The sequence below is a fragment of the Bacteroides xylanisolvens genome, assembly GCF_018289135.1.
Taxonomy (GTDB): Bacteria; Bacteroidota; Bacteroidia; order Bacteroidales; family Bacteroidaceae; genus Bacteroides; species Bacteroides xylanisolvens.
Genome location: NZ_CP072216.1, coordinates 5,305,622 through 5,328,046, shown reverse-complemented (window position 1 = coordinate 5,328,046; position 22,425 = coordinate 5,305,622). Strand labels below are relative to the sequence as shown.

The 22,425-nt window shown below is 46.7% G+C and carries 23 protein-coding genes; 12 read left to right on the top strand and 11 right to left on the bottom strand.

Annotated features, from left to right (window positions below):
* Positions 1-28 precede the first annotated feature (28 nt).
* Genes INE92_RS22065 through INE92_RS22050 form a run of 4 tightly spaced genes read left to right on the top strand, consistent with a single transcriptional unit; the run spans position 29 to position 1,951 of the window.
* On the top strand, positions 29-343 hold the full coding sequence (locus tag INE92_RS22065; protein ID WP_004313899.1) for a helix-turn-helix domain-containing protein: 315 nt from the start codon (positions 29-31) through the stop codon (positions 341-343).
* Complete coding sequence (locus INE92_RS22060; RefSeq protein WP_195436078.1) at positions 340-1,383, top strand: DUF4373 domain-containing protein; 1,044 nt, start codon at positions 340-342, stop codon at positions 1,381-1,383. Before INE92_RS22065 ends, INE92_RS22060 begins: the two co-directional genes overlap by 4 nt.
* Before the next feature lie 20 nt (positions 1,384-1,403).
* Positions 1,404-1,685 carry a hypothetical protein gene (locus INE92_RS22055; RefSeq protein WP_015532219.1) on the top strand — a complete coding sequence of 94 codons (282 nt, stop codon included), beginning with the start codon at positions 1,404-1,406 and terminating at the stop codon, positions 1,683-1,685.
* Entirely contained in the window at positions 1,682-1,951 is a 270-nt protein-coding gene (locus INE92_RS22050; RefSeq protein ID WP_195436077.1) for a hypothetical protein, read from the top strand. Before INE92_RS22055 ends, INE92_RS22050 begins: the two co-directional genes overlap by 4 nt.
* A 328-nt stretch (positions 1,952-2,279) precedes the next feature.
* Here the strand turns inward: INE92_RS22050 and INE92_RS22045 are convergent, their stop codons facing one another.
* Entirely contained in the window at positions 2,280-2,465 is a 186-nt protein-coding gene (locus tag INE92_RS22045) for a hypothetical protein (RefSeq protein ID WP_211421252.1), read from the bottom strand.
* Positions 2,466-2,566: 101 nt separating this feature from the next.
* Entirely contained in the window at positions 2,567-2,914 is a 348-nt protein-coding gene (locus INE92_RS22040) for a hypothetical protein (protein WP_195436076.1), read from the bottom strand.
* Positions 2,915-3,496: 582 nt separating this feature from the next.
* Between INE92_RS22040 and INE92_RS22035 the strand changes: the two genes are divergently transcribed.
* Complete coding sequence (locus INE92_RS22035; RefSeq protein WP_195436075.1) at positions 3,497-3,676, top strand: hypothetical protein; 180 nt, start codon at positions 3,497-3,499, stop codon at positions 3,674-3,676.
* 583 nt (positions 3,677-4,259) lie between these two features.
* Here INE92_RS22035 and INE92_RS22030 read toward each other — a convergent pair.
* From INE92_RS22030 to INE92_RS22020, 3 genes are all read right to left on the bottom strand, one after another.
* The gene (locus INE92_RS22030; protein WP_195436074.1) at positions 4,260-4,730 is read right to left on the bottom strand and encodes an HU family DNA-binding protein; all 471 of its coding nucleotides are present in this window, start codon (positions 4,728-4,730) and stop codon (positions 4,260-4,262) included.
* Positions 4,731-5,137: 407 nt separating this feature from the next.
* A complete protein-coding gene (locus INE92_RS22025; RefSeq protein ID WP_015532214.1) occupies positions 5,138-5,611 on the bottom strand; it encodes an N-acetylmuramoyl-L-alanine amidase in 474 nt (157 codons plus the stop codon).
* A gap of 176 nt (positions 5,612-5,787) precedes the next feature.
* Positions 5,788-6,039 (bottom strand): DUF4248 domain-containing protein, encoded by a 252-nt coding sequence (locus tag INE92_RS22020; protein WP_008777676.1) that lies wholly within the window; start codon positions 6,037-6,039, stop codon positions 5,788-5,790.
* Positions 6,040-6,160: 121 nt separating this feature from the next.
* Here INE92_RS22020 and INE92_RS22015 point away from each other — a divergent pair, with 121 nt between their 5' ends.
* Entirely contained in the window at positions 6,161-6,379 is a 219-nt protein-coding gene (locus INE92_RS22015; RefSeq protein WP_229096918.1) for a hypothetical protein, read from the top strand.
* Between the two features lie 535 nt (positions 6,380-6,914).
* Here INE92_RS22015 and INE92_RS22010 read toward each other — a convergent pair.
* Positions 6,915-7,136: a hypothetical protein gene (locus INE92_RS22010; RefSeq protein ID WP_165450649.1), complete on the bottom strand. Its 222-nt coding sequence runs from the start codon at positions 7,134-7,136 to the stop codon at positions 6,915-6,917.
* Positions 7,137-7,272: 136 nt separating this feature from the next.
* Between INE92_RS22010 and INE92_RS22005 the strand changes: the two genes are divergently transcribed.
* Positions 7,273-7,470, top strand: coding sequence for a hypothetical protein (locus INE92_RS22005; protein ID WP_133304310.1), 198 nt, complete (start codon positions 7,273-7,275; stop codon positions 7,468-7,470).
* A 173-nt stretch (positions 7,471-7,643) separates the two neighbouring features.
* Here INE92_RS22005 and INE92_RS22000 read toward each other — a convergent pair whose 3' ends face one another.
* The 3 genes from INE92_RS22000 to INE92_RS21990 all read right to left on the bottom strand — a co-directional run bounded on the left by INE92_RS22000 (position 7,644) and on the right by INE92_RS21990 (position 8,863).
* Positions 7,644-7,964, bottom strand: coding sequence for a helix-turn-helix domain-containing protein (locus tag INE92_RS22000; protein WP_008770400.1), 321 nt, complete (start codon positions 7,962-7,964; stop codon positions 7,644-7,646).
* 15 nt (positions 7,965-7,979) lie between these two features.
* On the bottom strand, positions 7,980-8,528 hold the full coding sequence (locus INE92_RS21995) for a hypothetical protein (RefSeq protein ID WP_015532213.1): 549 nt from the start codon (positions 8,526-8,528) through the stop codon (positions 7,980-7,982).
* 86 nt (positions 8,529-8,614) lie between these two features.
* Positions 8,615-8,863: a hypothetical protein gene (locus INE92_RS21990; protein ID WP_008770401.1), complete on the bottom strand. Its 249-nt coding sequence runs from the start codon at positions 8,861-8,863 to the stop codon at positions 8,615-8,617.
* A 310-nt stretch (positions 8,864-9,173) separates the two neighbouring features.
* On the opposite strand from INE92_RS21990, the gene INE92_RS21985 reads away from it, so the two are divergent.
* The 5 genes from INE92_RS21985 to INE92_RS21965 all read left to right on the top strand — a co-directional run bounded on the left by INE92_RS21985 (position 9,174) and on the right by INE92_RS21965 (position 18,848).
* Positions 9,174-10,064: a carbohydrate kinase family protein gene (locus INE92_RS21985; RefSeq protein ID WP_211421251.1), complete on the top strand. Its 891-nt coding sequence runs from the start codon at positions 9,174-9,176 to the stop codon at positions 10,062-10,064.
* Between the two features lie 247 nt (positions 10,065-10,311).
* Positions 10,312-13,377 (top strand): SusC/RagA family TonB-linked outer membrane protein, encoded by a 3,066-nt coding sequence (locus tag INE92_RS21980; RefSeq protein WP_151926841.1) that lies wholly within the window; start codon positions 10,312-10,314, stop codon positions 13,375-13,377.
* A 64-nt stretch (positions 13,378-13,441) separates the two neighbouring features.
* Entirely contained in the window at positions 13,442-14,974 is a 1,533-nt protein-coding gene (locus tag INE92_RS21975; protein WP_004309587.1) for a RagB/SusD family nutrient uptake outer membrane protein, read from the top strand.
* Between the two features lie 142 nt (positions 14,975-15,116).
* Complete coding sequence (bglX, locus tag INE92_RS21970) at positions 15,117-17,426, top strand: beta-glucosidase BglX (RefSeq protein ID WP_044133041.1); 2,310 nt, start codon at positions 15,117-15,119, stop codon at positions 17,424-17,426.
* 48 nt (positions 17,427-17,474) lie between these two features.
* Positions 17,475-18,848 (top strand): glucoamylase family protein, encoded by a 1,374-nt coding sequence (locus INE92_RS21965; protein WP_195365850.1) that lies wholly within the window; start codon positions 17,475-17,477, stop codon positions 18,846-18,848.
* 27 nt (positions 18,849-18,875) lie between these two features.
* Here the strand turns inward: INE92_RS21965 and INE92_RS21960 are convergent, their stop codons facing one another.
* Complete coding sequence (locus INE92_RS21960; RefSeq protein ID WP_151926843.1) at positions 18,876-21,437, bottom strand: outer membrane beta-barrel family protein; 2,562 nt, start codon at positions 21,435-21,437, stop codon at positions 18,876-18,878.
* A gap of 233 nt (positions 21,438-21,670) precedes the next feature.
* The gene (locus tag INE92_RS21955; RefSeq protein ID WP_055235161.1) at positions 21,671-22,120 is read right to left on the bottom strand and encodes a hypothetical protein; all 450 of its coding nucleotides are present in this window, start codon (positions 22,118-22,120) and stop codon (positions 21,671-21,673) included.
* Between the last annotated feature and the right edge of the window lie 305 nt (positions 22,121-22,425).

The window sequence follows — 22,425 nt, the reverse complement described above, 5'->3', positions numbered from 1 at the left end:
GAATATTAACCATATAAAAAGCAGAATTATGAAAACAGAAACCAACAGCATGAGAATCGTGAAACCTGAAAAGACAGATACAGCCGGAACTCCACAACAGGAAAAAGACCCTGAAAAATCGAAATACAAGCCCGTTACGCCCGTTATGCTTGACACCGTGCCCGAAGATGCTGTATTCATCCGATCGGCCGATGTATGCAAGCTGCTCAACATCAGCAACTCGACATTGAGAAACCTGCGCGCGGAGCGAGCTATCCCGTTCTATAAACTGGGTGGGACTTTCCTATACAGCAAAGAAGAAATCATGAATTACCTGGCATCTAATTACAGCAGAAGAATATGAGCAAGAACGGATTTTCCTATTACAAAGCGGAAACAGACCGCTTTCAGGACATCAAAATAAAACGCCTGAAAAAGAAATACGGGTGCGACGGCTATGCCGTATACCAATATGCATTGAACGAAATCTACCGTGTCGACGGTTCGTATATCCGCTGGACAGAAGATCAGCTTTTCGACTGTGCCGACTATTGGGGCATGAACGAGGAACGGGTGAAAGAGATTGTAGACTATTGCGCTGAAATCTGCCTGTTCGACCCCGTCGTGTGGAAGATGAAATGTATTCTCACCTCCCGGGCCATTCAGAGCCGATATATAGACATCTGCAAGCTGGCGAAGAAGAAAATGTATATCCCGCTGGATATTCTTCTCGTAGAACCGGAGCAGCCCATAAAGGAACCCGTCACTATGCCTCTGTTTGAAGCTGCGACAGCCGCAGAACCGACCGGGCAAAATGTACCGGACGTGTCGGTGTCACCGACAACGGTAGAACCTACTTTCGAGAAAGTTCCGGAAGATTTCCAGAACTTTCCGGAAACTTCTGGAAACCTTCCGGAAAAAATCGACAAAGAAAAGAAAAGCAAAGAAAAAGAAAACAAAGAAAAGTCCTCCTCTATCCCCCTACCGACTATCGGAGAACTCACGGAGGAGGAAGCGAGAGCTTTGCTTTCTTCCACTCCGTTGGGGAGAAACAAGCCTGAAACGACCATTGCAACAGGTGGCAATACTGCTTCCACAACTACCGGGAAACGCCCGCCACAAGTGGAGGCGGCGGCGCGCGAACAAAAGCCACGCAATCCCAAAGGGTTGATAGAGGCCCTAAGCCCTTACAATCTTTCCCCCCGGGAACTTGAGGAGGTGCTCAAACTGTCCGGACACGGCGAAATAGGAAATCCCGTATGGCAAATTCTAGGCGAAATGCATGGAAACAAACGCCTGCGGATGCCCCGGTTGTTCCTGTTGAAGCGGCTACGGGATACCGTGGGGGTGATAGCGGACAGCAGTCACGGAGATGACGAAATAAAAAACAAATCGGCTTCATAGCCTCACAAAAAGCAACAACGATGAGCGAAAACAAAAAAGCAACCGACACGCCGCTCTACTACCCCCGCAAAATGCGTACAGGGTGGTGCGTGGCGCACGAAGTGACAGCCGCAGGCATCACTATCGAGAGATACGGAATACACTGCCAGACGTATGCGGAAGCATACCGGCGGGCGGAAGTGATGAACCGGAAACAACAGGTGGAAGCGGAAGCGGGGCGCGCCGGAACACAAGTCGGAGAAACCACCGGTTCGCTGGAACCGTCCGCCTCCGATGGCGAGAAAGGGGGTGAACGATCATGAGCGAAAAAGTAAGCACCATCACGCTACGGTTGACTGCCGAGGAAGTCACACAGCTTGAAATTTTGAAGAATCTTACAGGAAAGCGAACGGCCAGCGAAGCAATCAAACACGTTGTGCGGGAGTACCCCCGTTTCTGTACCCACTACAAGCAGGAAGCGAAGGAACACGGAGAACTGAAACGAAGGTATCAGGAGCAGGGCGAAGCCGTGCGGGGTTTTCTGTCGGCACTCAACAGGTTGGAGAAAGCGGGCAGGGAGAAAGAGTAGGGGAAACGATTGCTAGCAAAATACGCTCCGGAAGATCTTGGCCAATGAAATATTTGCTAGCAGATGTTTCCGGATCGTGTGCTCGAGCTGCGTAAAAGTGCTAGCGGATTCTTCCGGATCGTGTGCTACAGATCGGGAATAATGCTAGCAACAGTTTCATCCTGGAAGAATCCGGCTGCCGGATTCTGCTAGCGGATTCTTGTTCCCGGTTCGTTCCGGAGCAACTAATTTGCTAGCAATTAACGGGGATATCAAGTTGATGGAGCCGGGATCCCGACAGGTATGTGATAGCAAGTGAAGGTAATAGGCAAGTGCCGAACCAAGCGGATTACTTTCGCGAGCGACTTATCGTCTGACTACTCACCGTGCCGCTGTGTGGTTCGTGGCAATGCGTGCAGCGGGAATACCGCCACCCACACAGCCCCGTCCCCCGCAGCAGCACTCCGTCAGTGTTTAATCGGAACATTCCTTCACCGGCAGCGTTTCTCGGATGGACAGTGTTTCTGTGCACCATGCCGCTTTCCTTGCTTTCCCGTAGCCGTCGGACTGGCGCAAAGAAAGCCGCCCTTTGACAGTGTTTCTATGGAACGTTCTTGGGGGAAGTCTTCCCAAAAGTTACTCCTGTGTGTAACAGTCGAGGCTTGCCAAGTGGGTGATTACGGAAGTTACTACCGCCTGACGCATACGGCTCCGGCTTCCGCTCACACCCCGGTATAGCCGGACTACAGGCGACAGCCTATGCGGTGGAAACCCTTGCGGAAGGGTATCCCCTGCGGAACGGGTGACAGCTGTGATGCCCGGTGCGGTTTCGCTCCGCCCGGCACTAACGCCGGGACTAAGGCGAGAATCCGCTACCTCTTTTCGACTGACTATAGGAACGGAAGTGTTAGCCAGGAGTGCAGCCCTGCGGTGCGGGGTTCCCGGGTTTACGGTTGAGTGGGTTTGTATTGTGGAAGTAAGCACCCTTCGCCGTCCTTCGGGCGCGTGCAGACGTGATGCTGTGTGCGCCGTGACAGCAATTGTTTTCCTTCCGCCTTCCTTTTTGGGGGACACCCAAAAAGAGACCGGCAGAAAAACAAAGGGGTAGCGATATTAAACATAACGGGTCATTATGCCCGCACGCCTTGCCATTCAGGCAAGTCGGGTGCATAATGCGTGGTTATGTTTAATATGGATTGTTTTATTTTTCCGCCCCCGGGCGAAAAAAGCCATGCGGAGTGGAAACGCCACCACTATGGCGGCAAGCCGCCACCCCGACCACCGCCCCTTAGTTACTTCTGCCAGTCCCGAGCCGTGCGGTTTTCTGACCTGTTGCGGGTGTTTGTGCTTCCTGCGGGTTGCGCCTGGCGGCGTGCCCGGCTGACTGTTTACGCCTTTCGGAACATTGGAAATTCCCGGCGGTCGGCTTCGCCGTCCGCTCCATGAAGCGGGGCGAAGCGCCCCGCCGAAAAGTGCAAATAACAAATCCGTGACAATCGGGCAAATGTCACAAAATAAAATAGTAAAAAACGTAAGTTCTCAAAACTTATATTAAACAGCATAGAAATGAAAGAATCACATACAGGTATTGGTATCTGCCGTTGCTACCAATGCCGAATGAAAAAAAAGAACTGCAGCACATCGGGACGTAAATCGCTCAAACGGGCAATCAACAAGTTTCGCCGCAAGCAATTGAAGTTAGACAAAGTAGCCAGACACAATCACTTCGGCGGATATTGGGCCTAAGACTAATACACGCTTTTATCCGCCCCACACTGCACAGGAACACATTTTTTTCCTTTTTTCTTATACATCCCCGAGGGCATGGATGAACGGCAGACAAGAAATTTCAGATAAAAATACCGCACGACGTAGGAGCGCAGGATATTTTTATCTGAAATAGCGTAGCGGTTCTTGACTGACGGGCGGCCGTGGCCTATCTTTGTAGAAGAAAAGAGGAAAAATACGCTGTAAAACAGCAAACTTATCATCTATCCCTTCCCGTCACTTTATAGATAATTGCGTTTCTGTCTGTGTCACTACGTTTATTTACAGATGGAATCATACGGGAATAAAACGTAAAAACGCCCAAAAACAGTCGGAACGGAAGTAAAAACGTACTTGAAACCCTTCGAGATGTTCTCAAAAATTCATCAGACGTTTTTTTTATTTCGTCAGACGTTTTTTGAAAAACTCCTGATGTTTTCTATGAGACTTTCAGAAGCATATTCCGTTCACCAAATACCCGCAAATGAAAAGCCCGGTGAAATGATTTCTCATTCATCGGGCTTTTTCTTTGACAGGTTTGCGATATGCGGAACGATGATAATTAAGCTGCCGGGTCCGGAGCTTCTCCGCCGCCTTCGTCAGGTTTCGGGTCTGGTTTCTCGTCTCCGCCTTCTTCATTCGCTGCGCTTGCTCCTGCTTTTGAGAAAGAATACATTGCAACGGCTTCTTTGATTTCCGTAGAAGGAACGTAGATGACACGTGCTTTCTTGACGCTGTTTGCGCCGCACTTGCTGGCATCCTCGAGACCTTTACCGGAAACGGAAGGACGGAAAGACCCAAGGTCTCCCAGGCGGACGGGTGAACCGTTTGCGAGGTTGCGCTTGATAACGACCATCAATGCGTCAAGAACTGCCTTGATGTCAGAACCGGTCAGTGTACAACGGTCTGCGATCTGGTCAACGATTTGTTTTTGTTTCATTTCCGGAGCGAGCACTACCTGCGCATAGTATTTTGCTGCAGCGGCTTTGTCCTGCGGATTCTTGCGCAAAGCGGGTTTGATTGTAATTGCCATGTTAATTAGTGTTTTAATGATTAATAATGTTGCAAATTTACATATACGTGCGTGGGCGTGCGGACGTATGTTCTTATCTGTGATGATACGTGTTTCATCATACGATTATGTACATGAAAAAAGGGCTGCGGTTTGTATTCCGCAGCCCTCCAAACAGGGGTTTTCACTCCGATCGTAAAGTTTACTCCTTAATCGTTTCTCCTTTCATCGTCTTTCACGGGACTGTCTGCCCCGGTGAGCCAAACAAAAATTTTACCGATAACTTTCAATACCTTCAACGTCGTTCTCCAAAATGGTTTCATAATGACCTCCTTTTTAATTGTTTCCCGCAAAGGTAGAAGAGAGCGATGAACGGTTAATGGTTACCGATTAGTGGCTGCGCTTTCGTGCGTATATCTACGTGTTCATCACTCACCGTTAACCGCTAAATACCCGTATTCGATGGAGACACAGAAGCAGGGGCATTGTTTGATGTACTCGCAGGGTTCTATGGTACCGTTGTGGTTGAGGTCGGGCGAGAGGTCGCGGTGACCGCAAATCTTTGCTCCCGGATAGGTGAGCAGCAGGAAGCGGAGAAGGGTTTCAAGGCTTTGTTTTTGTGCGTCGGTGCGGGTGTCGGCGGCACGTCCGGAAGCGTCCAGGCCTCCTTCGTAGGCAACTCCTATCGACGGGGTGTTGTAGCCTTTGGCGTGGGCGCCGACATGGGTGATGTCGCGCATGTGATGTATCGTTCCGTCTTTGGTGATGTAATAGTGATAGCCACATTCGGCAAAACCTTGACGTTTGTGCATGGAGTCGAGGGCTTCCGGGGTGAGGTTGCTTGTACAACGGGATGCGGTGCAGTGCACCACAATCAGGGTGATGTTTCTTTGTTTAATCATTGTTTTTTGTGGGTGATTATGTGGATGATTTTTAGTTGTGTATTCTTGTTCTACCCCCCTTCCGTCCCCCTTTGGGGGAGACGCTTGTCGGGGGAAGTGCTCTTCCCCCTTGCCGCAGGGCGTTCCCCTAGCGAAGAGGGTTCGGGCTGTAGCCGTAGGAGCTGCTGCACTAGGGCTTAAAAGGGTGAGCCGAAAGAGATGGTTATCAGTTCCTTTTGTTTGGGGGTGAGGATACGGTTACTTAACTGGTAGTTTGTTTCCTGCAATGCTTCGAGTAGTTCGGAATCGTCCTTTATCCACTGTTTGAGGCGGATAGAAGCGGATGCAGGTGCTATATTCGGGAAATAGAGAACGGCCAGTTCTTTGAAACCGTAGCTACGGTTGGTTAAACTTTGGCAGTTGTTTTGTTGGTGCACGTTGGTATACATAATTATAGTGTTGGTTTACAGATGTAAAGATAGGCTTTTTAGTGGCTGGTTGTTACCTGTATACTTGGTAGATATAGTTATATATGTTTGTTGGCAGAGGAAATTTGTGATATTCGGGCAATTGTCACGAATTTCTTTTGTCCGTAACTTTTCGGCGGGGCGTCTGCCCCGCTTCGTGAAGCGGACGGCGAAGCCGACCGCCGGGAATCTCCGATATTCTGCAAAGACTGTCCGCAGGGGGCAAACAGTCAGCCGGGCACGCCGCCAGGCGCAGCCCGCAGGAACAGGAAACCCGCAAGATGTCGGAAACCCTGCAGGGAACCGGGATAGGCAGGGGTAACTAAGGGGTGGTGGTCGGGGTGGCGGCTTGCCGCCACAGTGGTGGCGTTTACATTTCGCAGGGCGCAGTCCGCAAGGGTGAACATTAAACGGAGTAACTTTATGCCCGTTCCTGAAACAACGGAAAAGCCCGCAAACAGCAGGAATATTTGGAAGATGCTGTTATGTTGAATTAAAGCACAAAATCCGGAACGGTTTTGTGACTAATTAAACATAATTGCTCTTCCGGATTTCCTGCGCAAAAGCTGCACTCCATCAGAAAAACCGGAAGAACACGGCGCAAGCAGCATCACGTCAGCATGGCGGCGGAAGCTTGCGCCGCCTCCTATCCAAACAGACAAACCCGCTCAATCATAAAACACGGGAACCTCGCACCGCATGGCTGCACTCCTGACTAACAGCCCGTTCCTATAGTCAGACGAAAAGAGGTAGCGGATTCTCGCTTTAGTCCCGGCGTTAGTGCCGGGCGGAGCGAAACCGCACCGGGCATCGCAGCTATCACCCGTGCCGCAAGGGCTTACATTCCGCTAAGGATATCATCCGAAAGGGTCCCCATCGCATAGGGTGCTGCTTCCTTTGCTGTATTCGGCAAGTGAGGGAGCGGCAACCGGAGCCGTATATAAGACGGGAGTAACTTCTGCTATCGTCCGCAAGGGTGTCCACCGCATAGGCTGTCGCCTGTGGTCCGGCTGTGCCGGGGTGTGGGCGGGAGCCGGAGCTGAATGCATCAGGCGGTAGTAACTTCTGTAATCACCCACTTGGCAAGCCTCGACTATTATACACCGGAGTAACTTTAAAGAAACTTTCCCCAAGAATCTCCCATAGAAACACTGCCGTAGGGCGGCTTTCTTTGCGCCAGTCCGACGGCTACGGGAAAGCAAGGAAAGCGGCACGGTGCACAGAAACACTGAACGTCCGAGAAACGCTGCCGGTGAAGGAATGTTCCGATTAAACACTGACGGAGTGCTGCTGTGGGGAGCGGGGCTGTGTGGGCGGCGGTATTCCCGCTGCACGCATTGCCACGAACCACACGGCGGCACGGTGAGCAATCAGACGAAAAGTTTCAAGCATGACTTTTTTCCAGTTTGCTAGCACATACCTGGCAGGATCCCGGCTTCATCAACCTGTTATCCCCTGCCAACTGCTAGCAGAATCCGGCAGCCGGCTTCTTCCAGGACGAAACATTTGCTAGCACTATTCCCGAGCTGCAGCAGCTGATCCGGAAAAATCTGATAGCAAATCTTTCCTACTGCAGCCGATGTGAGTTATACAGCCATCGGTTCCTCTTTGATAATCGAGATTTCCAGTGCGTTTTCAATCTTGGTCAAAGTTTCGAGTGAAAGGTTCTCCCGTCCTCTCAACACCTTTGAGATGTATTGCGGGCTGCAATTCATTTTTTCAGCCAATTGCTTTTGGCTCATTCCTAATTCTTCCATCCTGTCCAGCATCAGCATGGCAATATTTTGCGAATGTCGGAGCCAAGACTTGTTTGTTTCAAGGAAGTCAAACAGCTCACGCCATTTCGAAGGCGTTGGAGAAGCATGTTCTTCAAGCCTTTGTGCGATAGATTTCATACGATTTTCCATATCATTCCTCCCAAATTATAATTCACTAATATACTCTATAAACCCTTCGTCGTCAATGATTCCTTCTTCAAGCAGGTAGCGTCGAACCCTGTCTATTTTCACAAGTTCCTGCCTGGTGTGCTCTCTTTCCTGCATCGTAGCCGTCAGCTTGATGGCGCCTCCGGTGATGATGTAGTTGCCTTGAATCAATTTGATAGCGTATAGCCGGAGCCATGACGAGTGACCGTATTTACGTTTTAACCGGGCCTTTTCTTTTTGCAGCATCATATCCGAAGCCTGGTTGTTGTCCAGCGGGCGGAATATCTTGCTTAAATCGGTTTCCGGGGAGATGTCCATTATGATGTATCGAAGGCGTTCACTATCTTCAATAGTATCGCTGATAGCTTCTTTTATATCTGTTATTTTAAAGTAGGCGTTCAAGTCATCTATATTCTCCTTGAAGAAAGTGCGTAGCCAAACCACGTCGGCCCAGTTGTTGAACACCTTATAAAATTCGTTATCATCCTCGCCTTCAAAGTGTACAGCCCATAATTTTCTGTCTCCAGTAATGTCGTCAAATGTCATATCTCCTTGTTTTATAGTAAGACAAAGATACGCAAAAGTAACGAGATAATAAACTTATAGGTTGATTATTTAGCAAGAAAAATGTTTTATTTAGTTGGTTTAGTGGTTGTATGGTAGATGGTGGTGTCTGTGTCCCAGTCATTAATTTCATCATTCGTGTTTATTTGCAGACTGTCAATGAGAGTTTTTTGATGAGTTATTTCCGGTTGTTCGCAGCCTCCTATCAGTTGTATAATGAATATTATTCCTGCTATAACGATTCCTGCTATAGTGTTATTGATAACATTTCTTTTTAAGCCTTTAATATAAGAATTCTGATACCTTTTATTTTGCATAATTTATATTTTTTACGCTGTGAAGTTAATAAATTAAATGCGATATTTATCATTATTTGTCACTTTAATTAGGTTTATCCGATTAAAAACGATACCTTTGTATTACAAATAAGAGTTCATTGATTTAGATAAAAAAAGGAGTTCGTGACTTAGTCGGTGGCTAATTCGGTGGCATTGACTAAAATGAAGGCTCTGTAAATAACTGATAATAAGTGCGAAATAGCCAAAATGTTTTACGGCTATCAGCCGCACTAAAAATAAACTAGAAGCCTTCAAGATACTATCTTGGAGGCTTTTTAATTGGTTAGACATGAATAAACATCAACTTTGCTGCATCGGTCACATCACATTAGACAAAGTAGTCACTCCCCAAAACACTGTCTATATGCCGGGAGGAACGGCTTTTTATTGTTCACATGCCATCCGCCATTTTAACGACATCAATTACGCTTTAGTAACAGCAGTTGGTGCCACTGAAATGAACGTCGTGGAGCAACTACGTGAAATGGGTATTCATGTAACCGCCCTGCCAAGCAAATATTCCGTATACTTCGAGAATATCTATGGCGCCAATCCGGACGACCGTACTCAACGTGTATTAGCGAAAGCCGATCCGTTCACTGCCGGTCAGCTGAAAGATATAGATGCGCAAATCTACCATCTCGGCTCTCTGCTGGCAGACGACTTCTCGTTGGAAGTAATCAAAGAACTATCTCAAAAAGGGTTGATTGCAGTAGACTCACAAGGCTATTTACGTGAAGTGCGTGACACTCACGTCTATCCGGTGGATTGGACAGATAAGCGGGAGGCTCTGCAATATATCCATTTCCTGAAAGTCAACGAGCACGAGATGGAAGTGCTGACAGGTCTTTCTGATCCGCATGAAGCTGCCCGCCAATTACATGAATGGGGCGTGAAAGAAGTGCTTGTCACCTTGGGAAGCATGGGATCACTTATTTTCGACGGAAAAGACTTCTATCGTATTCCGGCATATAAACCCAAAGAAGTGGTAGATGCAACAGGGTGTGGAGACACTTACACCATCGGGTATCTATACCAACGGGTATCGGGTGCCGACATCGAAGAAGCAGGACGTTTTGCAGCCGCCATGTCAACTCTAAAAATAGAGAAATCAGGTCCTTTCAATGGCAGCAAAGAAGATGTCATTCAATGTATGACCACTGCGGAACAGATGTTTTAAAACAGGAAATCATAAAACGAACAACGTATACATAGGATATACCTCCCCCGACGGAGAATCCTCATCCTATTATTCAGGCACGAACAACACCGGTTCGTGCCTGACTTTTTTCAACAGTCACCTCTCTTTTAGTGTTAAAATCAACCATTCCCTCTTTTTTCCAAAATCTTTTTTGAATTTCGTTTGTTTCCTTTGTTACTCTTGCCAAAAGACGGCAGAAAAAAGACTTCAACCTAAATAATAACAAATGGAAAAATTTAATGCAATGAGGACTAGACTTTTACAACATCTTCAGAAAAAAGCCATCAGGTCAAAGAGCATCATGACGCTTGTTTGCCTGCTACTGGCCTCTGCATCAGCCTTTGCACAGACAAAGACGGTGACAGGAACAGTGACGGACGCTGCCAATGAACCATTGATCGGCGCATCGGTACTCGTACAAGGAACTTCCACCGGAACCATCACGGACATGGACGGTAAATATTCAATCTCTGTCACTCCGGAGGACGTACTGGCATTTTCATACGTGGGGATGACTTCGCAAACCATTAAAGTGGGGACACAGAACGTCATCAATGTCACTTTAAAAGAAGATTCACAAGTACTAGCCGAAACAGTCGTTATCGGATACGGTAGTGCAAAGAAAAGAGACTTGACAGGTTCTATCACCAATATCAAAGGAGAAGAGTTAGCCAACAAACCGGCAATGAATCCGCTGTCTTCCCTGCAGGGAAAGGTAGCAGGTGTGCAGATTGTCAACTCCGGCCGGGCCGGATCTGATCCGGAAATACGTATTCGCGGAACAAACTCCATCAACGGATATAAACCGCTGTACATTGTCGACGGATTATTCAATGACAACATCAATTTCCTGAATCCGGAGGACATCGAATCTATGGAAATCCTGAAAGACCCGTCATCTCTGGCTATCTTCGGTGTTCGCGGTGCGAATGGTGTCATCATCATTACCACAAAGAAAGCCAAAGAGGGGCAGACGCTGGTCAATATCAATACTTCTTTCGGTTTCAAGAAAGTGGTGGATAAAGTGAAACTGGTGAATGGTTCACAATTCAAGGAACTATATAACGAACAGCTCGCCAATCAAGGAGACGATCCTTTCGATTATACCGGCTGGGATGCCAATACAGACTGGCAAGACGAAATTTTCCAGACTGCTTTCATTACAAACAATAACATCAGTATTACAGGGGCTTCGCCCAAACACAGTTTCTATCTGGGCGTAGGCTACTCTTACGAACAAGGCAACATCGAGCATGAGAAATTCAGCAAGGTAACCATCAACGCAAGTAATGATTATAAGATTACGGACTTTTTAAAAGTCGGTTTCCAATTCAACGGAGCACGTATGCTTCCTGCCGATTCCAAACAGGTGTTGAATGCCCTGCGTGCAACTCCTATCGCTCCGGTGTATAACAACGAATACGGATTATATACGGCTCTGCCCGAATTCCAGAAAGCGCAGATTAGCAACCCGATGGTAGACGTCGAATTGAAAGCGAATACTACCAAAGCGGAGAACTACCGGGCATCCGGTAATATTTATGGTGAAGTAGACTTCCTGAAACATTTCACGTTCAAAGCAATGTTCTCCATGGATTATGCGTCGAACAACGGACGGACGTATACACCGATCGTAAAAGTATACGATGCCGCTGTCAACGGAGGGATCTCTACTTTGGGAACAGGCAAGACCGAGGTCAGCCAGTTTAAAGAGAATGAAACAAAAGTTCAGAGCGACTATTTATTGACATACACCAACAGCTTTGATAATGGAAATCATAACCTGACAGCTACCGCCGGTTTTACTACCTATTATAATTCGTTGAGCCGATTGGACGGAGCACGCAAGCAGGGGGTCGGACTGGTTATTCCGGATAATCCGGACAAATGGTTTGTTAGCATCGGCGATGCGGCTACCGCTACCAATGGAAGTACTCAATGGGAACGCAGTACATTATCCGTACTTGCACGTGTGATCTACAACTATAAAGGTAAATATCTGTTCAACGGATCTTTCCGCCGGGATGGTTCTTCCGCTTTCTCCTACACAGGCAATGAATGGCAGAACTTCTTCTCACTGGGTGGAGGTTGGTTGATGTCCGAAGAAGAATTTATGAAAGACATCAAATGGCTGGATATGTTGAAAATCAAAGCATCTTACGGTACGTTAGGAAACCAGAACCTGGATAAAGCCTATCCTGCCGAACCCTTATTGACCAATGCTTATTCGGCTGTATTCGGTAAACCGTCCATCATTTATCCCGGATACCAGCTTGCCTATCTTCCTAATCCTAACCTGCGTTGGGAAAAAGTAGAAGCCTGGGAAGCCGGATTTGAAACGAACCTGCTTCGCAACCGCTTGCATTTTGAGGGTGTTTACTATAAGAAGAATACCAAAGATTTGTTAGCCGAAGTTCCCGGAATTTCCGGAACTATCCCCGGTATCGGAAACTTGGGAGAGATCCAGAATAAAGGAGTGGAAATGGCTGTAACCTGGCGCGATCAGATTGGTGACTGGGGATATTCCGTCAGTGCCAACCTGACTACTATCAAGAATGAGGTAAAAAGTCTTGTTCAGGAAGGATATTCCATCATTGCCGGAGATAAGCAGCAAAGTTACACAATGGCAGGTTATCCTATCGGATATTTCTATGGTTATAAAGTGGCAGGCGTTTATCAGTCACAAGCAGATATTGACGCATCACCCAAAAATACACTGGCTACCGTTACCCCCGGTGACCTGAAATTCGCCGATGTGAACGGTGACAGAGAAATCACCCCGGAAGACCGTACCATGATAGGCAACCCGACTCCAAAGGTCACTTACGGTTTTTCTCTCGGAGTAGACTACAAGAATTGGTCGTTAGGCATCGACATGATGGGACAAGGTGGAAACAAGATTTTCCGTACATGGGATAACTACAATTTTGCCCAGTTCAACTACCTGGAACAACGCTTGGACCGCTGGCACGGAGAAGGTACGTCCAACACCCAACCGTTGCTGAACACCAAACATTCCATCAACAACCTCAACTCCGACTATTACATTGAGGACGGCAAATTCTTCCGTATCCGCAACGTACAGTTAGCGTATACGTTCGACAAGAGCTTAATTGCCAAAATACGTCTGCAAGCTCTGAAAGTCTATGTCAACATACAGAACTTGAAGACATGGAAACATAACACCGGATATACTCCCGAACTTGGAGGAACTGCCACCGCATTCGGAGTAGATAACGGCAGTTATCCTGTACCTGCAGTCTATACCTTCGGTATCAACCTAACATTCTAGTGACAAGGTGCCACTGCCAGTTTTCCATGCGGAACACAACTTTAATCTTTAAAACTATCATTATATGAAACTGAATAAATATATATTTGCAACCCTTATTACTTCAACTACATTATTTCTAGGCAGCTGTAGTGACTTTCTGGATCGTAGTCCACAAGGACAGTTTACGGAAGATGATAATCCGAACGCTCTGGTCAACGGGAAGATTTATAATGTCTATACGATGATGCGTAACTATAATGTGACAGCCGGCCCTCCTGCTTTTGCCATCCACTGTTTCCGTTCGGAAGATTCGGAAAAAGGAAGTATTGCCAGCGATGGCTCTGATGTAGCCGAAATGTATGATGATTTTGTGTATACACCGACCAACGGCCTACTGGGTGCTTATTGGGGACAGAATTATGCCATCATCTACCAATGTAATGAGATTCTTGATGCCATTGCAGAAAAAGAAACAGCCGGACAAACAGAAACTGAAGACATCATCAATAAGGGAGAGGCCTCTTTCTTCCGTGCTTATTGCTACTTCAATCTGGTAAGAGCTTTCGGCGAAGTTCCTTTGGTGACTTATAAAATCAACGATGCTTCGGAAGCCAATATCCCGAAGACAAGTGCTGATAAAATCTATGAGCAAATCGACAAGGACCTGAAAACAGCAGAAGAGTCATTGCCGGAAACATGGAGCAGCGAATACACCGGACGACTGACTTGGGGAGCTGCCCGTTCCTTACACGCGCGTACTTATATGATGCGCAACGACTGGAACAATATGTACACAGCCTCCACCGACGTCATCAAAAAGGGGCTCTACAACTTAAAGACTCCGTATAATGAGATTTTCACGGATGATGGTGAAAATAACGGAGGTTCTATATTCGAGTTGCAATGTACAGCTACTGCCGCTCTTCCTCAAAGTACCGTTATCGGTAGCCAGTTCTGTGAAGTACAAGGTGTACGCGGAGCAGGTCAATGGGACTTGGGATGGGGATGGCACATGGCAACAGAGTATATGGCGCAAGCATACGAACAGGGTGATCCACGCAAAAACTCTACCCTACTCTACTTCCGCCACTCGGACAGCGATCCTATCACACCGGAAAACACCAACGAACCATACGGCGAGTCTCCGGTTTCCCCGGCAATGGGTGCTTATTTCAATAAGAAAGCCTATACCGACCCGGCATTGCGTAAAGAATATACCAACAAAGGATTCTGGGTAAACATTCGTCTGATCCGCTACGCAGATGTACTGCTGATGGGAGCCGAATCAGCTAATGAAAAAGGTATTCCGGGTGAAGCAATCGACTATTTGGAACAAGTACGCGCACGCGCCAGAGGCACCAATAGCAATATATTGCCTAAAGTGACGACTACCGATCAGGGAGAATTGCGTGAGGCCATCCGCCACGAACGCCGTGTGGAATTAGGGTTGGAATTCGACCGTTTCTATGACCTCGTTCGTTGGGGCATTGCAAAAGAAGTGTTGCGCGCAGCCGGTAAAACCAATTATCAGGACAAAAACGCACTGCTTCCACTGCCACAGACAGAGATCGACAAGTCTAAGGGAGTGTTAGTACAGAACCCCGACTACCAATAAGAAAGTTCCTCGGTGCCGAACGGTTGTTTCCTCGGTGCCGAAACTACTGTTCCTCGGTGTCGAACAATGTCCTCCTCGGTGCCGAACATTCAACGCATCAGGAGGACTTTATATGAATAGAGATAAAAGTAACTATAATAATATGATATACAAAAAGTTAAGTCTATCCGTCCTGTTGTTTGCCGCAGGTTTTCTAACCGCGTCGGCACAAAAGTCGCCACAGGATATGGATCGTTTCATCGACGTATTGATGAATAAAATGACGCTGGAAGAAAAAATCGGACAGTTAAATCTTCCTGTCACCGGAGAGATCACTACGGGACAGGCTAAAAGCAGCGACATCGCCGCAAAAATCAAGAAAGGCGAAGTGGGAGGATTGTTCAATCTGAAAGGAGTAGAGAAAATACGTGAAGTACAGAAACAGGCTGTGGAAGATTCCCGGCTGGGTATTCCGTTATTGTTCGGGATGGACGTTATTCACGGGTACGAAACGATGTTCCCTATCCCGCTCGGTTTGTCTTGCACCTGGGACATGACAGCCATTGAAGAGTCTGCCCGCATTGCGGCTGTAGAGGCAAGTGCTGATGGAATCTCATGGACTTTCAGCCCGATGGTGGATATTTCACGTGACCCTCGTTGGGGACGCGTATCCGAAGGTAGTGGCGAAGACCCGTTTCTCGGTGCCATGATTGCCGAAGCGATGGTACGCGGCTATCAGGGGAAAAACATGGAACGGAATGACGAAATCATGGCCTGCGTAAAACACTTTGCGCTATATGGGGCAGGTGAAGCCGGCCGCGACTATAACACCGTGGATATGAGCCGCCAACGAATGTTCAATGATTATATGCTGCCGTATGAAGCAGCCGTTGAAGCGGGTGTAGGCAGCGTGATGGCTTCTTTTAATGAAGTAGACGGTATTCCGGCCACTGCCAATAAATGGCTGATGACGGATATTCTCCGCGGACAGTGGGGATTCAACGGTTTTGTAGTGACTGATTATACCGGAATTTCAGAAATGATCGACCACGGTATCGGCGATCTTCAGACAGTATCCGCCCGTGCCATCAACGCCGGAGTGGATATGGATATGGTAAGCGAGGGTTTTGTAGGGACACTGAAGAAATCCGTTCAGGAAGGAAAAGTCTCTATGGAAACATTGAATACGGCTTGCCGTCGTATTCTGGAAGCCAAATATAAACTGGGATTGTTTGATAATCCCTATAAATATTGCGATCCGAAACGTCCGGCACGCGACATCTTTACCAAAGCCCATCGTGATGCAGCCCGCAGAATTGCAGCAGAAAGTTTCGTTCTTCTGAAGAATGACAGTCCCGACGGTAATCCGAACGGAAATCCGTTGTTGCCTTTCAACCCAAAAGGAAATATTGCAGTAATCGGTCCGTTGGCAAACAGCCGTAGCAATATGCCGGGTACATGGAGCGTAGCAGCTGTGCTCGACCGTTGCCCTTCTTTGGTAGAAGGATTGAAAGAGATGACAGCCGGAAAAGCGAATATCATGTACGCTAAAGGAAGCAACCTGATTAGTGATGCAAGTTACGAAGAACGGGCAACGATGTTCGGCCGTTCCCTGAACCGTGACAATCGCACCGACCAGCAGTTGCTGGACGAAGCATTGAACGTAGCCCGTCGGTCGGATATCATCATCGCAGCGCTAGGCGAATCTTCTGAAATGAGCGGTGAAAGCAGCAGCCGTACGGACTTGAATATTCCCGACGTACAACAGAATCTGTTGAAAGAACTTTTAAAGACAGGCAAACCGGTGGTACTGGTGTTATTTACCGGACGTCCGCTTACGCTGAACTGGGAACAGGAGCATGTGCCTGCCATTCTGAATGTATGGTTCGGAGGTAGTGAAGCCGCTTACGCCATTGGTGACGCCCTCTTCGGTTACGTCAATCCGGGTGGAAAACTGACCATGACTTTCCCTAAGAATGTCGGCCAGATACCTCTTTATTATGTGCACAAAAATACCGGACGCCCATTGAAAGATGGCAAATGGTTCGAGAAATTCCGCAGCAACTATCTTGATGTGGATAATGATCCGCTTTATCCGTTCGGTTACGGCCTTTCTTATACGACGTTCTCTTACAGCGACATCGACTTGAGTCATTCTTCCATGGACATGAACGGTTCGTTGACCGCGGCAGTGGAGGTTACCAATACCGGAACATGGCCCGGCTCGGAAGTGGTACAGCTTTATATCCGCGACGTTGTGGGTAGCAGTACCCGTCCCGTCAAAGAGCTGAAAGGTTTCCAAAAGATATTCCTCGAACCGGGAGAAATGAAGATTGTCCGTTTCAAGATTGCTCCGGAAATGCTTCGATACTATAATTATGACTTGCAACTGGTTGCCGAACCGGGCGACTTTGAAGTGATGATCGGTACGAACAGCCGTGATGTGAAAACCGCGAAGTTCACGTTAAACTAAACTTTTATCACCTTGATTATGAACGATAAATATAAAAGAATAATAGAAATGAGTGCACTTCCGCTCATGTTACTATTTCTATCCGCCGTTGCCCTGACTTTCCAGAGCTGTAAAGGGAAAAGCAAAAGCAATAACCTTTCCGCAGCCACCGACTCGTTATCGGACGACGCCCTGATGGATACCGTCCAGCGACGGACTTTCCTTTATTTCTGGGAAGGTGCCGAGCCGAATAGCGGCTTAGCTCCCGAACGTTATCATGTAGACGGCGTTTATCCAGAAAACGATGCCAACGTAGTCACTTCCGGTGGCAGCGGCTTCGGCATCATGGCTATCCTTGCGGGAATCGACCGCGGTTACGTCACCCGCGAAGAGGGACTGGCACGAATGGAACGCATCGTTTCTTTCCTCGAAAAGGCAGACCGTTTCCACGGAGCCTACCCTCATTGGTGGTATGGTGATACGGGCAAGGTGAAACCATTCGGCCAGAAAGATAATGGGGGCGATCTGGTAGAGACCGCTTTCCTCATCCAAGGACTGCTGGCCGTACACCAATATTACGTCAACGGAAACGAGAAAGAGAAAGCCCTCGCCCAACGTATCGACCAGATTTGGCGGGATGTCGACTGGAACTGGTATCGGCAAGGCGGGCAAAACGTTCTTTACTGGCATTGGAGTCCAACGTATGGCTGGGAAATGAATTTCCCTGTACACGGCTACAACGAATGTATGATTATGTATATTCTTGCCGCCGCTTCTCCTACACACGGAGTACCTGCGGCTGTCTATCATGACGGTTGGGCACAGAACGGAGCCATCGTTTCTCCGCATAAAGTGGAAGGAATCGAGTTGCACCTCTGCTATCAGGGCACCGAAGCCGGACCGCTTTTCTGGGCTCAATACTCTTTTCTCGGACTTGATCCGGTGGGACTGAAAGATGAATACTGCCCCAGCTACTTCCACGAAATGCGCAACCTGACACTGGTGAACCGTGCTTACTGCATCCGCAACCCTAAACATTACAAAGGTTTCGGACCGGATTGTTGGGGACTGACCGCCAGCTACTCCGTCGATGGATATGCGGCTCATTCGCCCAATGAGCAGGAGGACAAAGGAGTAATCTCCCCTACCGCCGCGCTTTCATCCATTATCTATACACCGGAATATTCCATGCAAGTGATGCGCCATCTATATGGTATGGGAGATAAAGTGTTCGGTCCTTTCGGATTCTACGATGCTTTCAGCGAAACGGACAATTGGTATCCGCAACGTTATCTGGCTATCGACCAGGGTCCTATTGCTGTCATGATCGAAAACTACCGGAGCGGATTATTGTGGAAACTCTTCATGAGCCATCCCGACGTACAGGCCGGGTTAACCAAACTTGGTTTTAACACCAACAAGCAAGACGTGAGACAGAAATAAGAGGGAATCCCGGTGTGCGGAAGTGGTCTACTGACCACCTCCACCACCGGTGTTTCCACCTCCTCCGCCGCCACCTTTCACATCGTCATTGTCGATGCTTCGTGCGGCTTTCTTCACACTGGCTTTCAACTCACCAAGCCGATAGCTAATACTGAAACCGTAATACCGGCTCGGATATTTGCTCGAACTCTTCGAAATAAAGTTAGCTCCTTCTGTGTGGTTATTGTAAGTTCTGTATTTCTCCAGAACATTGCTGCAATAAATATTCAAAGAAAGACGTTCTTCTTTCAGGAAAGAACGGCTCAATCCCAAACTATAATAACTATATCCTGAACCTTTTCCCTGCAAACTGATTCGGGGTGTGCTACCTCCACCGTTCAGGCTCAAACGTACTTTTCCCGGTAAGGTCTGCTGAATTCCTCCATAAGCAGAAGCATTCCATCCATAATTGTGCAACTCTTGGGCAGGACTCCGCAAATCGCTATAATTGCCACGTCCATTGACGTAAATTCTCGTTTTAGGAGAAGCGTTCCAGTTCAAATAAAAGTTCAATCCTGTTTCCCGGCTCTTTCCGATATTACCGTATGTGCTATACAGTGCACCGTAGGGAGCTTTATGCCCACCTTCAAAGATTTCTCCGTCTTTATCAGTAATCAAACGGCTGATTCTTTCAATTCCATTGTTATTGAAAGAATGACGCAAAGAAAGATTGATGTTGAACTTGGACGTAAAACTGCTGTAAGACAAGTCGAACGAATGACTCTTCTCACTCTTCAGGTTCGGATTTCCCTGATTGATAAACATCGGATTCTGATTATCGAAATAAGGATTCAAATTCCAGATACCCGGACGCCAGATACGCATATTATATCCACCACGCAAATTCTGCGTCTTTCCTAGTTTTATTCCCAAGGAAACGGAAGGAACCAGATCACTAAAATTCGAATCAAAGTTCTCGCCCGGACCCACCAGATACTTCACCTCTTGTATGGTTTGCTCATAACGTAATCCCGGTTTGAAAGTAAATCCCTTGTATTTCAGCGTATATCCGGCATAAGCAGAGAGAATATGATTCAAATGACGGTACTCGCTACTACGATTCTCATTATATGCATAGTTTTCACTTGCTCCCTCGGCTTCATAAAACCGATTATCACTGGAGTTACGTCGGAAAATATATTTGGCACCGGTTTCAATTGTATGCAACTTTCCAATCGGAGTAGTATAGTCCACCTGGAAAGTCTGCTCCATCGTATTTGTCTTTCCATCCGAATGGAAATTCTTTAATGACAATTCTTTAATGATATCCAGTTTATTCTCATCAGGCTCGATGTCCAGATAAGTATTATATGAATCATTCGTTTGGGGTTGGGAATTGATTTTATAAGAAAACGTAATCATCCGTTCTTTATTCTTTCGGGAAGTACGTTGATAGTCTATATTTCCGTTGATAGAATACCATGACCCTTTTCCATGATTGTCGGTTCTATAACGGTACGCAAAATCCTGTCGGTCAGCTCCGTGCATAATTGTATTTCCGTCACTGTTACTTTTGTCACTACTGCCGTACATTCCGAAAGCCACGGTCAGCAGCCTCAACGTATCAATCTCGTAACTGGCTTCCAAATTGCCATACTGGAAATTCCCTTTCGACTTGGAGCTACTTTCCGATTCCAGATATTTTTCATTCTCTTTATCCGGTTCATAGTTTTCGCGATAACTATTGGAATAGCTGCGCGGGCTATTATTATAATTGTAGTTATAGTTGGCAGAAACAGTCAGTTTACCTTGTTTCACCATTGCGTAAGTGCCGGCACCTACTCCGTTATTATTAGCATTTCCTCTGAAAGTAGCCGTGTATCCTTCAAATCCGGAACCTACTGTGACGATATTCAGAATACCTCCGATACCTTCCGCATCATATTTAGCTCCCGGTGAAGTTATCACCTCAATATATTTGATTGTGTTTGCCGGCATACTTTTCAGTACTTCCTTCGGATTATTGCTCATCATATTATTGGGCTTTCCATTCACATGTATCTTGAAACTGCTACTGCCGTTTACTTGTACATTGTCTTCTCCATCCACCGTTACCAAAGGCACTTTCCGAAGCATCTCCAATATACTGTTCGATTTTGAGTCCGGGTCATCTTCAATATTATATTCAATCTTATCCACATCTACCTTTACCAAAGGTTTTTGTGCAATTACCTCCACTCCTTTCAATACGTTATTGGATTCCGAAGAAATCATTGTGCCCAAGTCAACCTCCTTCACGGACGGTTTTAGAGTAAATTCCTTTACTATCGGCGCTTTACCAATCGAAGAAATAGTGATGATGTAATTGCCCGCAGCGACATTCAGTTTCTCCTGAAATTTACCATTCGCCCCAGTCACCGCCATCTTGACTGCTTTATCCGGAGCATTTTTCTTTGCTATTTTGATGGTAGCATACGGTTCTCCCTCTTGTGTTAAAGAATCAATAAGTACTCCTTTGACTGTATAAGAAGGAGCTGTGGATTTTTGTGCCCACCCCGCCACGGAGGTAGCGAATACGAATAGAATTAGTAGTAACAGTCTGTGTTTCATGACTAGAAATATATTAGTTTATGTTTATTAGACGCAAGACATTCAAAAATGCTGCAAATTCGGGAGCCAAAAGTAGTTGGTTTATCTACACTTACGAATTTTTCGGAGTTAAGAATATAAAACGAATGGATAAAAAATCTTACTACAGTATATTTCTAGTATTTTTAAACATTTCTGTTTAGGGATATCTTTAAATATATCTATTCAGGGTTTAAAATGAGATAAAATGGTATTTACCGTCGTATCAACCGTATCAGCCGCCTTAAGTGAGCGCAGATTCTTCCAATCCAGCAGGTACTAAAGTTCTCTTCATATTTCGTGAACACTTTCTCACAATCCCGGAGCCGGCTGTTTTGCCTTTTCATAGCTGTTTGTATCTCTTTCATTCGAGCTATTTGCTCCCTTTGATACAAGAGTTCTTTGTCTTGACAGCCAATAATTTCAGCATATAAGTTACAGATATTTGCTTTTTCAATACATAGGTCTTCCAATGTGTCGATATACTCGGCTGTAACTCGATCCTTATTCTGATGCAGGAATCCGATAAGGCTTTCTTCATCAACAGTGGTGATACCTTTCTCATACGACATCGGGAATCTTTTCATATCCGCCCAAAGCCAGATTACTTCTTTGTTGATTCCATACTTGGCCGCCGCTTCTTCTACGCTAATCCATTTTGGCATAATGCTTTTGTTTTAATGTGTTCCACAATAAAAATGGAGTATTATTTTGTTTATGTGGAGCAACGGGCATTCACGTTTTCTGTATTTCGGGCGGACGGGGAATTGTTTAGGTTAGACTTTTGGGGTAATCATAACCGACCGGACACAAAAAAGACGTGAATGCTGTTGCACCATTATCTCCACTCGAGGTCTTAGCATACCCTATAGAAAGACAATGATAACAACAGACATCCACGCCAATCGTTTATATATAACACATCTCCAACGGATATGTTGATATAAAGCCGTTCGCGTGGAATATCTGT

Excerpts from the sequence above, each read along its gene's own strand:
- INE92_RS22065 (WP_004313899.1), top strand. The coding sequence starts at position 29 with ATGAAAACAGAAACCAACAGCATGAGAATCGTGAAACCTGAAAAGACA.
- INE92_RS22060 (WP_195436078.1), top strand. The coding sequence starts at position 340 with ATGAGCAAGAACGGATTTTCCTATTACAAAGCGGAAACAGACCGCTTT.
- INE92_RS22055 (WP_015532219.1), top strand. The coding sequence starts at position 1,404 with ATGAGCGAAAACAAAAAAGCAACCGACACGCCGCTCTACTACCCCCGC.
- INE92_RS22050 (WP_195436077.1), top strand. The coding sequence starts at position 1,682 with ATGAGCGAAAAAGTAAGCACCATCACGCTACGGTTGACTGCCGAGGAA.
- INE92_RS22045 (WP_211421252.1), bottom strand. The coding sequence starts at position 2,465 with ATGGTGCACAGAAACACTGTCCATCCGAGAAACGCTGCCGGTGAAGGA.
- INE92_RS22035 (WP_195436075.1), top strand. The coding sequence starts at position 3,497 with ATGAAAGAATCACATACAGGTATTGGTATCTGCCGTTGCTACCAATGC.
- INE92_RS22030 (WP_195436074.1), bottom strand. The coding sequence starts at position 4,730 with ATGGCAATTACAATCAAACCCGCTTTGCGCAAGAATCCGCAGGACAAA.
- INE92_RS22025 (WP_015532214.1), bottom strand. The coding sequence starts at position 5,611 with ATGATTAAACAAAGAAACATCACCCTGATTGTGGTGCACTGCACCGCA.
- INE92_RS22020 (WP_008777676.1), bottom strand. The coding sequence starts at position 6,039 with ATGTATACCAACGTGCACCAACAAAACAACTGCCAAAGTTTAACCAAC.
- INE92_RS22000 (WP_008770400.1), bottom strand. The coding sequence starts at position 7,964 with ATGGAAAATCGTATGAAATCTATCGCACAAAGGCTTGAAGAACATGCT.
- INE92_RS21995 (WP_015532213.1), bottom strand. The coding sequence starts at position 8,528 with ATGACATTTGACGACATTACTGGAGACAGAAAATTATGGGCTGTACAC.
- INE92_RS21990 (WP_008770401.1), bottom strand. The coding sequence starts at position 8,863 with ATGCAAAATAAAAGGTATCAGAATTCTTATATTAAAGGCTTAAAAAGA.
- INE92_RS21985 (WP_211421251.1), top strand. The coding sequence starts at position 9,174 with ATGAATAAACATCAACTTTGCTGCATCGGTCACATCACATTAGACAAA.
- INE92_RS21980 (WP_151926841.1), top strand. The coding sequence starts at position 10,312 with ATGGAAAAATTTAATGCAATGAGGACTAGACTTTTACAACATCTTCAG.
- INE92_RS21975 (WP_004309587.1), top strand. The coding sequence starts at position 13,442 with ATGAAACTGAATAAATATATATTTGCAACCCTTATTACTTCAACTACA.
- bglX (WP_044133041.1), top strand. The coding sequence starts at position 15,117 with ATGATATACAAAAAGTTAAGTCTATCCGTCCTGTTGTTTGCCGCAGGT.
- INE92_RS21965 (WP_195365850.1), top strand. The coding sequence starts at position 17,475 with ATGAGTGCACTTCCGCTCATGTTACTATTTCTATCCGCCGTTGCCCTG.
- INE92_RS21960 (WP_151926843.1), bottom strand. The coding sequence starts at position 21,437 with ATGAAACACAGACTGTTACTACTAATTCTATTCGTATTCGCTACCTCC.
- INE92_RS21955 (WP_055235161.1), bottom strand. The coding sequence starts at position 22,120 with ATGCCAAAATGGATTAGCGTAGAAGAAGCGGCGGCCAAGTATGGAATC.